Origin of the sequence: Pseudoxanthomonas beigongshangi (assembly GCF_016820515.1) — a bacterium.
In the GTDB taxonomy this organism is placed as follows: Bacteria; Pseudomonadota; Gammaproteobacteria; order Xanthomonadales; family Xanthomonadaceae; genus Pseudoxanthomonas_A; species Pseudoxanthomonas_A beigongshangi.
Map to the genome: position 1 here is coordinate 94,468 of NZ_JADHDV010000010.1, position 12,909 is coordinate 107,376.

Annotated in this window: 12 protein-coding genes; 2 read left to right on the top strand and 10 right to left on the bottom strand. The window is 67.7% G+C overall.

What is annotated here, in order from left to right:
- Positions 1-18 precede the first annotated feature (18 nt).
- From IQ458_RS09570 to IQ458_RS09615, 10 genes are all read right to left on the bottom strand, one after another.
- A complete protein-coding gene (locus IQ458_RS09570; RefSeq protein WP_203322643.1) occupies positions 19-885 on the bottom strand; it encodes a hypothetical protein in 867 nt (288 codons plus the stop codon).
- Between the two features lie 182 nt (positions 886-1,067).
- A complete protein-coding gene (locus IQ458_RS09575; RefSeq protein WP_141453696.1) occupies positions 1,068-1,292 on the bottom strand; it encodes a YbdD/YjiX family protein in 225 nt (74 codons plus the stop codon).
- On the bottom strand, positions 1,292-3,364 hold the full coding sequence (locus IQ458_RS09580) for a carbon starvation CstA family protein (RefSeq protein ID WP_203322644.1): 2,073 nt from the start codon (positions 3,362-3,364) through the stop codon (positions 1,292-1,294). The genes IQ458_RS09575 and IQ458_RS09580 overlap by 1 nt, the downstream gene beginning before the upstream one ends.
- Positions 3,365-3,481: 117 nt before the next feature.
- A complete protein-coding gene (locus IQ458_RS09585; RefSeq protein ID WP_183643549.1) occupies positions 3,482-4,498 on the bottom strand; it encodes a magnesium and cobalt transport protein CorA in 1,017 nt (338 codons plus the stop codon).
- Between the two features lie 175 nt (positions 4,499-4,673).
- Positions 4,674-6,695: a glycoside hydrolase family 97 protein gene (locus IQ458_RS09590; RefSeq protein WP_203322645.1), complete on the bottom strand. Its 2,022-nt coding sequence runs from the start codon at positions 6,693-6,695 to the stop codon at positions 4,674-4,676.
- 40 nt (positions 6,696-6,735) lie between these two features.
- Positions 6,736-7,911, bottom strand: coding sequence for a lipoprotein N-acyltransferase Lnb domain-containing protein (locus IQ458_RS09595; protein WP_235996723.1), 1,176 nt, complete (start codon positions 7,909-7,911; stop codon positions 6,736-6,738).
- A 1-nt stretch (position 7,912) separates the two neighbouring features.
- On the bottom strand, positions 7,913-8,776 hold the full coding sequence (locus tag IQ458_RS09600; protein WP_203322647.1) for a CorC family transporter: 864 nt from the start codon (positions 8,774-8,776) through the stop codon (positions 7,913-7,915).
- Between the two features lie 63 nt (positions 8,777-8,839).
- Entirely contained in the window at positions 8,840-9,418 is a 579-nt protein-coding gene (locus tag IQ458_RS09605; protein ID WP_183643537.1) for a hypothetical protein, read from the bottom strand.
- A gap of 57 nt (positions 9,419-9,475) precedes the next feature.
- A complete protein-coding gene (gene ybeY / locus IQ458_RS09610; protein WP_183643534.1) occupies positions 9,476-9,964 on the bottom strand; it encodes an rRNA maturation RNase YbeY in 489 nt (162 codons plus the stop codon).
- Positions 9,961-10,944, bottom strand: a complete 984-nt coding sequence (locus IQ458_RS09615) for a PhoH family protein (protein WP_203322648.1) — start codon at positions 10,942-10,944, stop codon at positions 9,961-9,963. Before IQ458_RS09615 ends, ybeY begins: the two co-directional genes overlap by 4 nt.
- Positions 10,945-11,237: 293 nt before the next feature.
- Here IQ458_RS09615 and IQ458_RS09620 point away from each other — a divergent pair, with 293 nt between their 5' ends.
- Together IQ458_RS09620 and IQ458_RS09625 are read left to right on the top strand one after the other, a co-directional pair.
- Entirely contained in the window at positions 11,238-11,948 is a 711-nt protein-coding gene (locus IQ458_RS09620) for a TetR/AcrR family transcriptional regulator (RefSeq protein WP_203322649.1), read from the top strand.
- The gene (locus IQ458_RS09625) at positions 11,938-12,900 is read left to right on the top strand and encodes an HlyD family secretion protein (RefSeq protein WP_183644789.1); all 963 of its coding nucleotides are present in this window, start codon (positions 11,938-11,940) and stop codon (positions 12,898-12,900) included. The genes IQ458_RS09620 and IQ458_RS09625 overlap by 11 nt, the downstream gene beginning before the upstream one ends.
- Positions 12,901-12,909: the final 9 nt, after the last annotated feature.

A 12,909-nucleotide genomic window follows, 5' to 3' on the forward strand; every position in this document is an offset into this window, starting at 1 on the left:
TTTCAGGGGTATCGCGTTTCAGTTCAGCGGGCAACCCTGGTTGTTGTAGGCATCCAGGGTGGCGGACAGCGAGATCATCACGTCGCGATCGCCACTGTCCAGCGCGAAGGTGACCTGCTGGATCACCTGGGCGGTGGTCAGCGGGAAGTCCACGCCCGACGATGCCGCGTTCAACAACGATGCCACCGCCTGCTTCAGCAGGATGCGCTCGCCGCCATCCACGCCCGGGCCGCCCTGGAAATTGAGCGCGGTCAGGAAGGTCACGTCGGGCGCACTGCTGCCGAAGTAGCTCTGCAGTGACGTGTTGATGGTGAACGGTGCCGGCCAGGAATCGTGGTGCTTCTTGACCTTCCAGTAGCCCAGCGTGCAACCCTCGAAGCCGGTCTGATCCGGCGTGGAGTAGCAGAAGCTGGCGCGGCTGATGTGCGGATACGGATTGTTGGTGAGGATGGTGAATCCCGGCGCGGCGGGCAGGTGCAGTCCGGCGTCGCTGGTGACCGGCGGATCGTAGCTGTAGAGAACGCCACCGTTGTCGTCGCTGATCGACACGCTGTGGATGGATTGCCCGGTGCTCAGCTGCTCCCAGTACAGCAGCCAGCCGCTGGTGGATTCGAAATGGATGGTATCCACGGTCAGGACACCGTCGGTGTGCGCCTGCACGCCGTCCGGCAGCGGATTGATGACCAGTTCGCTGAGGATGCCGGCGGTATCGAAGTCCTTGCAGCTCAGGCCGACGTCGACCGGCGTCGGCGTGCCGATGGTACCGGTGGCGTGGGCGGGCATTGACAGCACCAGGCCGAGCGCGGCGGTGGCGGTGACGGTGGACAGGAACCTGCGGAAGGATGTGAGCGTGCGCGCCGGTTTGCGGCGGGACGGTGCATTCATGGCGAACCCCTTTGGCGTCGAGTGAAACGGCGGCTACGCGGCGCGCAGTTCCGTTGGTGTCTGGGGAAACGCCGGGCCGTCGGCGATACGGCCAGCGCATGTCGGTTCAGCCGATGAGCGGTCGATGGAAACAGAAAGGGCGGGACCTGATGGTCCCGCCCCGGCCTGGAACGGAAAAGGCCTCAGCAGCAGCGGAAGCCGCTCCTGCCGCCGTAGCGCGCCTCCTGGCGCTCACGGAAGAAGGTCCGGTAATCCATGATCTCGCGATCCGGGTGCTTCTCCAGCATGTGCCGGACATAGTTGTCGTAGTCCGGCACGCCACAGCACAGCCGCGCCGTCTGCACCAGCCGGCGCCACACCCGGCGGTGCATCTGGTAGTGGCTGACGGGAACGAGCGCGGTACCCATCACAGGTTCGCCAGTTGCTGCGGATCGACCTGCACGTAGGGCGTCTCGCGATCGGTGCGGACCGTGCTGCGGCGCGCGGCGAGGATGGTCTTGATCGAGTAGATCAGGATCGCCGCGACCACGAACAGGAACAGTGCGGTCAGGCCGGTGTTGACGTAGGCGTTGACCACGATCTTGTGCATCTCGCCCATGTTCTGCGCCGGCGCGGTGACGGTGTTGGTCGCGATGGCGGCCTGGTACTTGTGCGCCTGCGCCAGGAAGCCCTGCGCCGGATTGCTGTCGAAGATCTTCAGCAGGCCGGCGGTGGTCGTGCACAGCAGCAGCCACACCGCGGGAACCGCGGTGACCCAGGCGTAGCGATCGCGCTTCATCTTGAACAGCACCACCGTGCCCAGCATCAGCGCGATGCCCGCCAGCATCTGGTTGGAGATGCCGAACAGCGGCCACAGGGTCTTGATGCCGCCGAACGGATCGGTGACGCCGGTGTACAGCAGGTAGCCCCACAACGCCACGCAGCCGCCGGTGGCGATGATGTTCGCGGTCCAGGACTCGGTGCGGCGCATCGCCGGGACGAAGTTGCCGAGCAGATCCTGCAGCATGAAGCGCCCCGCGCGGGTGCCGGCGTCGACCGCGGTCAGGATGAACAACGCCTCGAACAGGATCGCGAAGTGGTACCAGAACGCCATCGTGTCTTCGCCGGGAAGCACGCTGTGCAGGATCTGGGCAATGCCCACCGCCAGTGTCGGCGCGCCACCGGCACGGTTGAGGATGGTGCTTTCGCCGATGTCCCTGGCCGTGGCCGTGAGCACGTCCGGGCTGATCGCGAAGCCCCATTCGCTGACCTTGGCGGCCACCGCGATCACGTCCTTGCCGACCGCGGCCGGCGGCGCATTCATCGCGAAGTACACGCCCGGCTCGATGATCGAGGCCGCGACCAGCGCCATCACCGCGACGAAGGACTCCATCAGCATGCCGCCGTAGCCGATGTAGGGCATGTGGCGCTCGCTGGCCAGCAGCTTGGGCGTGGTGCCGGAGGAAATCAGCGCATGGAAGCCGGACACCGCGCCGCAGGCGATGGTGATGAACAGGAACGGGAACAGGCCGCCGGTCCAGACCGGGCCCATGCCGGTGCGGGCGTACTCGGTCACCGCCGGCATCTTCAGATCCGGCATCACGATCAGGATGCCGATCGCCAGCGCGACGATGGTGCCGATCTTGAGGAAGGTGGACAGATAGTCGCGCGGTGCCAGCAGCAGCCACACCGGCAGCACCGAGGCGATGAAGCCGTAGGCGACCATCATCCAGGTGATGGATTCCTTGGAGAAGGTGAACGCCGGCCCCCAGATGGGATCCGCGGCGACCTTGCCGCCCAGCCAGATCGCGCCCAGCAGCAGGAGCAGGCCAACCACCGAAATCTCGCCGATCCGGCCGGGCCGGATGTAGCGCATGTAGATGCCCATCAGGATCGCGATCGGCATGGTCGCGGCGACGGTGAACATGCCCCACGGACTTTCGGCCAGTGCATTGACCACCACCATCGCCAGCACCGCCAGGATGATGATCATGATCAGGAAGGCGCCGAACAACGCGATGGTGCCGGGAATCGGCCCCATTTCCTCGCGCACCAGGTCACCCAGCGAGCGCGCGTCGCGGCGGCTGGAAATGAACAGCACCATGAAGTCCTGCACCGCGCCGGCCAGCACCACGCCGACCACCAGCCACAACAGGCCGGGCAGGTAGCCCATCTGCGCGGCCAGCACCGGGCCGACCAGCGGGCCGGCACCGGCGATGGCGGCGAAATGGTGGCCGAACAGCACGTGCTTGTTGGTGGGCACGTAATCCAGGCCGTCGTTGCGCAGCACCGCCGGCGTGGCCCGGGTGGGATCCAGTTGCATGACCCGGCTGGCGATGAACTGCGCGTAGAAGCGGTACGCGATCAGATAGATCGAGACCGCCGCGGTGACGATCCAGATCGCGTTGATGTGCTCGCCCCGGCGCAGCGCGACCGTGCCCAGCGCGAATGCGCCGAGTACGGCCAGCGCCGCCCAGCCGAGTTTCGACAGACCTTTCATGAATCCACCCTCCACGGAGACTGCCGCTAGAGTCCTCCGATGCCGGGGGAGGGTCAATCCGTAAGCCGGATTCCCGCCTTCGACTTTGGTCGAAACCGGCCGGCGGTCACCGGATCGTCACAACCAGCGCACGCGCTTGAACAGGCGATACAGGCCGATGCAGACCGCCGCCACGCCGATCATCAGCAGCGGATAGGAGAACCGGCCCGCCAGTTCGGGCATGTGCTCGAAGTTCATGCCGTACCAACTGGTGATCAGGGTGGGCGCGGCCAGCAGCGCCGCCCAGGCGCCCAGGCGCTTGACCGTCTCGCCCTGGGCCAGGGTTACCAGCGACAGGTTGACGCTCAACGCGGTGGTCAGCATCTCGCGCAGGGTGTCGGTGGATTCGTTGACCCGCAGCACGTGGTCGTGGACATCGCGGAAATACAGCCGTACCTCTTCCGGGATCAGCGCGCTCTGCGTGCGCGACAGTTGCGCCAGCACGTCCTGCAGCGGCGCCACCGCCAGCCGCATCTTGGTCAGCTCGCGCTTGAGTTCGTACAGCTTGACCACGGTCACCCGACGATAGGTGTCGGCGAAGATGTCCTTTTCCAGCGTGTCCAGTGTCTGGCGGAACTCGTCGACGATCGGGCGGTAGTTGTCGACGATGAAGTCGAGCACCGCATACAGACCGTACGACGGTCCCAGTCCCAGCAGGTCCGGTTCGCGCTGCACGCGCTCGCGCACCGGCGCATACGACAGCGAGGCGCCATGGCGCACGGTGACCAGGTAGCGTGGCCCGAGGAAGGCGTGGGTTTCGCCGTAGCGGATCCGGTCGTCCACCACCTGCGCGGTCTGCATGACGATGAACAGGGAGTTGCCATAGGCTTCCAGCTTGGGCCGCTGGTGCGCGTTCTGCGCATCCTCGACCGCCAGGTCGTGCAGGCAGAATTCCTCCTGCAGCTTCTCCAGCACCGAATCGGCCGGCTCGTACAGGCCTACCCAGATGAACGTGCCGTCGTCCACCGCCAGCACATCGCTGATTTCATCCAGGCCGATGTCCCGGCGCTTGCCGTGCTGGTCATAGACCACGCAGTTGATGACGCAGGAGGGCAGGGCGTTCTGGACGGGGTTCAGCGAAGGCGATTGGTTCATGTGCCGGATCGTGCGCCAGTTGACCTTGAGCGGCAAGCGGTCGCCGGCATGCCGTGTAGGAGCGACGTGAGTCGCGACCCGCGGTCCCCACCGCCAAACGTTGCCAGCGCGGCCGGGAACCCCTGTACGGTGGGATGACGGTCGCGACTTACGTCGCTCCTACAGGAGGCTGGCTTTACCGGGCCACGAAGCGGATCGCTTGGCCGCCGCCGGGTGCCAGTTTCAGTTCCAGTGTGTCGGTCGAGCCGACTTCGCGCTCCTCGATGACAATGTCCTCGCGCCGGTCCTTCCAGTCGGCCATTGGACCATCGCGGTAAATCTGCGCGGTATAGCGGCGGCCGGGATCCAGGAACGACAACGGCGCCTTCAGCGTGCGCGGCTCCTCGTCGGTGATGGCGCCCAGGTACCAGTTGTCGCCCCCGCGTTCCTTGCGCACAAGGGTCACGTAGTCGCCGACTTCGCCATTGAGCACGCGGGTCTCTTCCCAATCGACCGGCACGTCCTTGATGAACTGGAACGGGCCCGGATTGGCCTCGTAGTTTTCCAGCAGATCCGCGGCCATCTGGATCGGGCTGTAGATGACCACGTAGAGGGCGAGTTGCTTGGCCCAGGTGGTCGCCACGCCGTCCGGCGCGCGGGTCTTCATGCCGAAGACGCCGGGGGTGAAATCCATCGGCCCGGCCAGCAGGCGGGTGAACACCAGCATGGCTTCATGCTCGGGCGGATTGCCGGGGTTGCCCCAGGCGTTGTACTCCATGCCGCGTGCGCCCTCGCGCGAGATCCAGTTGGGATAGGTGCGGCGCAGGCCGGTGTCCTTGATCGGCTCGTGGGCGTTGATCGCGATGTGGCGCCTGGCCGCCTCGGTCACCACCTTCAGGTGATGGCGGGCCAGGTCCTGGCCTTCGTGCCAGGCGTAGTGGACCTTGCCATCGGCACCGGTCACCTTGGCCTGGCCGGCGTCGGACACGTAGCCGGTCTTGACCGCCGGCACGCCGACCCGCTGGTACAGATCGAACGCCGCGCCCATCTGCGATTCGTAGTGGGCGGCGTTGGCGGAGGTCTCGTGGTGGCCGATCAGGACCACGCCCTTGGACTTCGCGTACGCGCTCAGCTTCTCCAGATCGAAATCGGGATACGAGCGGGTGAAGCTGAAGTCCTCGCCATTGCCGAACCAGTCGCCATCCCAACCGACATTCCAGCCTTCGACCAGCACCCCGCCGAAGCCGTTCTTCGCGGCGAAGTCGATGTGCTTCATCACGTTCTCGTTGGTGGCGCCGTGGCGCGGGCCCGACGCCCAGGTTTTGGTGTCCAGGTGCATTTCCCACCAAACGCCGACGTACTTCATCGGCTTGACCCACGACACGTCGCCCAGCACGTTCGGTTCGTTGAGGTTGAGGATCAGGCTGGAGGTCACCAGTCCGCCCGCGTCATCGGCGATCTGCACGGTGCGCCAGGGCGTGTTGAACGGTGCCTCGCGCGTGACCTTGGCGCCGTCGATGCCGGGTGTCAGCGATGCCTTCAATCGCCGGCCTTCGACGCGGGTGAGGTTCATGCCGGAATAGTCGACCAGCGCGGCTTCATGGATCGACAGATGGGTGCCGTCGGCCAGCCGGAAGGTGATGGGTGTCTGCGCGTCGCCGACGGCTTCCACCGGCGTGCGGTGGTACAGGTACTCCTCGCGGTTCCATTCGCCGGCCGGAATCCACCACGCGGTGGCATCGCCGGCGAGGGTGAACTCGGTGAGCTCCTCGAGGATCCTCACCGTCGGCAGTCCCTCCTGGCGCGGGAACTCGTAACGGAAGCCGAGGCCATCGTCGTACACGCGGAACACCAGATCCAGGTGCCGGCGCGGTTTGGCGTTCTCGGCCAGGGTCACCCGCAGTTCGTTGTAATGGTTGCGGATACGGCGGCGCTCACCCCAGGGCTGTTCCCAGGTCTCGTCGAAGCTGCGCGTGCGCGGCGCGGTCACCGCGATGGCGCGATCCAGCTTCGGCGTGTCGACCAGCAGGAAGCCCAGCCGCGATGGCGCCAGCAGCGGCTTGCCGTCGCGTTGCACCGCATAGGTCGGGCGGCCATCGGGATCGGAATCCAGTTCCACCACGATGCGGCCATCGGGCGAGCTGACGCGTACCGGCGGCGCGGCCAGCGCGGTGAGCGGAAGCGACAGGACGGTCAGGGCGAACAGTCGAATCAGCATGCGGACCCTGCGGATGCGGCGGGAAAGGCCGCATCCTGCGTCAGCCGGCGTGAGGCGACCGTCTGAATACGTATGCGAGCGCGAGGTGGACGGGCAGCAGCAATGCAATCCACGGCTGGTTGAACTGGTAGCCGAAGGCGAAAGGCAGCCACTGCACGAACCACGCGAACAGCGCGCACAACGCGACCATCAGCAGGGTGGAACGGAACAGCCGGCCCGGATTGCGGCGGCGCAGCACGGCGATTGCGCCGGGCAGCAGCAACAGGCACAGCGGATTGAGCAGCAGCAGGTTGTGGTTGCGCCAGGCGGCCCAGTGCTCGCTGAAACCCCACAGGTACACCAGCAGGCCACCGGCGATCGTGCACAGCAGCCAGAACGGCAGTGCGGCCGCGGCCACCGCGCGCGGATGGCGGCGACCTGCCAGCACCAGCAAGGCCGCGAGGGCCAGGCCGGCGATCAGCCATGGCCACCAGCGCCGCGGAGCTTCGGCCGGTTCCGGTGCGATCCGGTGCGGCAGCAGGGCTTCCTCGGCCTGTACCAGCGGACGGCCGGCGGCGTTCTTCGCCTCGCGCAGGCTGTCGGCCAGGCGCACCGGAATGAAGGCTTCCTCCCAGCGCGACATCGGCTGGTCCGCCGAAGGCCCCAGGCCGAGGTCGAAGCCCAGCCACATCCAGGTCGCCGGCGAGGCCAGCCGCACGCTTTCGCTGCGGTAGGTATTGCCGCGCGAGCGGCCGGCCAGCTGCGGCTTCAGCGCGCCGCCCATCGCCGCGTCCAGCGCGTCGCGCACCTGGGTGGAGCAGTTGGCGGTGAAGTAGTCGTAGCGGTAGCGCGCGTTTTCCGGCCTGGCCCGTACGGCCAGCGCCGCGGCCAGCGCCTGCGCCTGTTCCGGCGGCAGGTCCAGCCATTGCAGGCGCACCCCGCGGCCGCTGTCGCGGTACTGGGCCAGGTCCTCGCCGAGCGGCAGGTCGACCAGGTAGTACTGCATCACCCCGCGCGCGAAGTTGCCGACGAAGTCGGATTCACCCGGATCGAAATAACCGAAGTTGTAGGAGGTGGCCGCGCCGGTGGCCGGATCCACCACCACGATGGCGTTGTGGCCGAAGCGTTCGAAGAACACCTCGCCCGGCTGCATCGTCGCCACCCCGATGCGCGGCGCGGCGAAGGCCGACGCCGCCAGCAGCCAGAGCGCGGCGACGAGGATCAGGCGGCGCAGCATGTCAGGCGTCGGCCAGGATGCCGACGTGGAACGCATGCACGCGGCGCGCGTCGGCCTTGGCGACACGGAAGGCGAAACGGCCCAGGGTGAGTTCCTCGCCGGTTTCCGGCAGGTGACCGATGGCGGCGGTGACCAGGCCGCCGATGGTGTCGTATTCGTCATCCAGGAAATCCGCGCCAAAGCGTTCGTTGAAATCGGCGATGGGCGTCAGCGCATCCACCACGTACTGCCCGTCGGCCTGCACCGCGATCAGCGAGGCGCCGTCCTCGGCTTCGTCGTGCTCGTCGTCGATCTCGCCGACGATCTGCTCCAGCACGTCCTCGATGGTGACCACGCCGGCGACGCCGCCGTACTCGTCCACCACGATCGCCATGTGGTTGCGCGACAGCCGGAATTCCTTGAGCAGCAGGTTGAGCTTCTTGGACTCGGGGATCAGCACCGCCGGGCGCAGCAGTTCGCGGATGCTGCCCGGGCCGTTGTCGGCGACCACGCCGCGCAGCAGATCCTTGGCCAGCAGGATGCCGAGGATCTCGTCCTTGTTGTCGCCGTGCACCGGGAAGCGCGAATGGCCGGATTCGACCACCAGCTTCATCAGGTCCAGGAAGCAGCCGTCCACCGGCAGCGAGATCATCTGTGCGCGCGGCACCATCACGTCGCCCACGGTCAGCTCGGCGACCGTCAGCGCGCCTTCCATCATCCGCAGGGTGTCGCCGCCGATCAGGCCGTCGCTCTGCGCATCGCGCAGGATCGCGACCAGGTCTTCGCGGGAGGTGGGTTCGCCGGAAAACGCCGAACTCAGGCGTTCCAGCCAGCTGCGCCGTTTTTCGTGGTGCTCCGGCGCGGGGGTACTGTCGTCTTCTGACATCTCTCGGAAAGGGGCGCCCGCGGTGCGGGCGACGGGGCAGAGTCTAGCAGGCGCGGCGGACGCTCAGCCGGCGGCGGGCGCCTCGGCCGGCTCTTCCTCAAGCGGATCAATGCTGTAGGTGCAGCCGACCAGGGTCTTGCCGGGGTGGGAGGTGACGTTGGAGACGTTGAGTACCGCCGAGCGGACCAGGGCCGCGCCGGTGGCCGGATCGCGGACCTCCTCGCTGACCAGTTCCTTGCCGAACATGGCCTTGTCGGGTGTATCGACCGCCGTTTCCAGTTCCAGTTGCCGGGCCAGCGGGCGCGGGTCCGGCAGGTCGAGCACCGCCATCACGCTGGAACCGGCGAAGGCGATGCGACGGGTGGGATGGCCGAACACCGTCAGCGGCGCGGCCAGTTCGTATTCGCTGAGGAACATGTTGGCCTGGGGCAGCGGCCGCCAGCCCAGCGCGACCGCCTTCAGCGGATCCTGCTGCGCGACCGCCAGCGCCATGAATTCCTCCGGCTGGCCCTGGCAGGCGATCAGCCGGGCAAGGTCGACCTTGGCGGGATCCGGCTCCGCCGCCTGTTCCGATGCCTGCGCAGGCGCGCCGCCGGCCGCGGCCAGCAGCAGGAGGACGAGAGCGGAACGGGCAGGACGCATGTGACGGATCCGGAACATCGGGAAAGCGCAAAGCGTAGCGGCTGCGCGCGGCCGGGACTACTGCTCGGCGTAGGGATCGTCGATGCCCAGTTCGGCCAGGATCTCGCGTTCCAACTGCTCCATGCACTCGGCTTCCTTGTCGTCCTCGTGATCCCAGCCCAGCAGGTGCAGGGTGCCATGCACGGTGAGATGGGCGTAGTGGGCGGCGAGGGGTTTCTTCTGCTCGCGCGCCTCGCGCGCCACCACTGGCGCACAGATCACCAGGTCGCCCAGCAAGGGCATCTTCACGCCCTTGGGCAGCTTGACGCCCTCGGCGACGTCGGCCGGGAAACTCAGCACGTTGGTGGCGTAGTCGCGGCCACGGTAGTGCCGGTTGAGCGCGCGGCCTTCCTTGCTGTCGACGATGCGGATGGCCAGATCGGCCTCGCGGATGCGCCCGTGCAGCGCCGCCGCCACCCACTTGCGGAAGCTGACCGCCGCGGGCAGGCCCGCGCGCGGCAGCGCGTAGCTGACCGAAACCTCCAGCCGTGTCGGACCCTGCGTCATGCCGGACCTGTCTCCGAATCCTTGCCCTCGCGCGCATCGTAAGCCTGGACGATGCGCGCGACCAGCGGATGCCGGACCACGTCGCGGCTGCTGAAGAAGGTGAAGGAGATGCCGTCCACGTTGCGCAGCACGTCCAGCGCGTCCTTCAGCCCGGACTTCTGGTGGCGCGGCAGGTCGATCTGGGTCAGGTCGCCGGTGACCACCGCGGTGCTGCCGTAGCCGATGCGGGTCAGGAACATTTTCATCTGCTCGATGCTGGTGTTCTGCGCCTCGTCGAGGATGACAAACGCATTGTTAAGCGTCCGTCCGCGCATGTAGGCCAGCGGTGCGATCTCGATCACGTTCTTCTCGAGCAGCTTGACCACCTTCTCCACGCCCAGCATCTCGTACAGGGCGTCGTACAGCGGGCGCAGATAGGGATCGACCTTCTGGGTGAGATCACCGGGCAGGAAGCCCAGCTTCTCGCCGGCCTCCACCGCCGGGCGCACCAGGATCAGCCGCTGCACCCGCGATTCGTTCAGCGCCTCGACCGCGCTGGCCACGGCCAGGAAGGTCTTGCCGGTGCCGGCCGGGCCGATGCCGAAATTGATGTCGTGGGTGGCGATGGCGTGCAGGTAGTTGGCCTGGTTGGCGCCACGCCCGCGCACGGTGCCGCGCTTGACCTTGATCGCCACTTCCTGCGGTTCGAAGCCGCCGGCGGCGACGTGGTCGACGTTGGCGTCGTTGAGGCGCAGATGGATGGCCTCGCTGTCGAAGGTTTCGCTGGCGGTTTCCTCGTAGAGCGAGCGCAGCAGTTTCTCGGCGGCGGCGACCGCCTTTTCCGGGCCGGTGACCCGGAAGATCGCGCCGCGGTTGGCAATCTCCACGCCAAGGCGCAGCTCGATCTGGCGCAGGTGGGCGTCGAACGGGCCGGTCAGGTTGGCCAGGCGTTCGGCGATTTCGGGTTCCAGGGTGAATTCGCGTTTGCTGGGTGCAGTCATGGGAAGCGGAGGAAATGGCCTTGCCGCGGCGGACGGGCCGAAGACGGCCGGCGGTGCCGGACGGGCAGGGCGGAATTGGAAATGGGGAACGGCCGCTTCGATGTGGAGCGGGCACGGCGGATTTGCAAGCGGCAGATCAGCGGAAGTGCGGGATCACGGCGGCGTTCTCGACCGAGGTGTCTGGAGCGGGAGGTTAAACCGCTGACCCCGTCCGCGCCACATGGAAGGCCGGACGGCGACCGTCCGTCGGCTCGGTCTTGCATTAATTAAATGATGAATTAAATAATGCGCGCATGCCGAAATCATCCACTCCCTCCCGTTCCCGCACGTCCGCCGCCGAAAGCGCGCGCGGCGCCGCCGGACGCCGCAAGCGCGCCCCCGGCCGGCCCGGCGCCGATCAGGCCGATCAACGCGAACGCCTGCTCGACGCCGCGCTGGCCTGCTTCGTCCGCCAGGGCATCGCGGCGACCTCGCTGCGCGACATCGCCGGCGAGGCCGGGGTGACCCCGGCGCTGGTGCATTACTACTTCGGCGACAAGCCGCAGTTGCAGCAGGCGGTGGTGGCCGAGCGGCTGTTGCCGGTGGTGGCGCAACTGCGCGAGCCGGTCAGCCAGGCGGGTGACGACGTGGCCGCCCTGATCGCCGCGTTCGTGCAAGGCGTTGGCGGGCTGGTCGCGCGCCATCCCTGGCTGCCCACCCTGTGGGTGCGCGAAGTGCTGTGCGAGGGCGGCGCGCTGCGCGACCTGCTGATCGAACAGGTGGGTCCGATGCTGCCGCGGATGATGTCCGGGCGCTTCGCCGAAGCGCAGCGGCAGGGGCGGTTGAACGCCGATCTCGATCCCCGCCTGCTGATGGTCTCGCTGGTCGGGCTGACCTTCTTCCCGCTGGCCAGCGCGCCGATCTGGCGCGCGCTGTTCGGTGCCGGCGATGTCGATTTCGATGACCTGCGCCGGCACACGCTGGTGCTGCTGGATCGTGGACTGGAGCTTGATGATGCGAAGTGAGCGCAACCTGATCGCCGCCTGCGCGCTGCTGGCGCTGGCGGCCTGCAAGCCGGCCACGCCGCAGGCGCTGGGAACGCTGGAATGGGACCGGGTGACCCTGCCCGCGCCGGTGGCCGAGAGAATCGTGCGCATCGACGTGCGCGAAGGCCAGCAGGTCGCGGCCGGCGCGCCCCTGCTGCAGCTCGAACTGACCCGCACGCAGTCGCAACTGGAAGCGGCGCGCGCGCAGGCCAGGCAGAGTCGCGACGTGCTGTCGGAGCTGCAGGCGGGACCAAGGGTGGAAGCCATCGCGCAGGCGCGCGCCGCGCTGGCCGCCGCGCAGGCGCAGGCCAGTGACACCCGCGCCTACTTCAATCGGCTGCAACCGCTGGGCAGGCAGCAACTGGTAGCGGCTTCCGAAGTGGATCGCGCCCGCGCCGCCGCCGACAACGCCGCCGCGCAGGTGCGTTCGGCGCAGGCGGCATTGCTGGAACTGGAGCGCGGCACCCGCCGCGAGCAGGTCGCGCAGGGCGAAGCGGCGCTTGCCGCCGCCGAGGCGCAGGCGGCGGTGCAGGCCGTCACCCTGGACAAGCTCAACGTGGTGGCGCCGCGCGCCGGGCGCGTGGACAGCTTGCCGTATCGCCTGGGCGATCAGGCGCCGATTGGCGCGCCACTGGCGGTGATGCTGGTCGGCGAGGCGCCGTATGCGCGCATCTACGTGCCGGAACCGCTGCGCGCGCGGGTCAAGGTCGGCGACGCGGTGCGCGTGCACGTGGACGGCCGCGAACAGGTGTATGCCGGCAAGGTCAGGATGATTCGCAGCGAGCCGGTGTTCACCCCGTACTACGCGCTGACCGGCAAGGACGCCGCGCGTCTGAGTTACCTGGCGGAAGTCAGCCTGGGCAAGGACGCGGCGGAACTGCCGGCGGGTTTCCCGGTGCGGGTGGAGTTCGGCGATGGCCACGGCAAGTGACGCCGACGG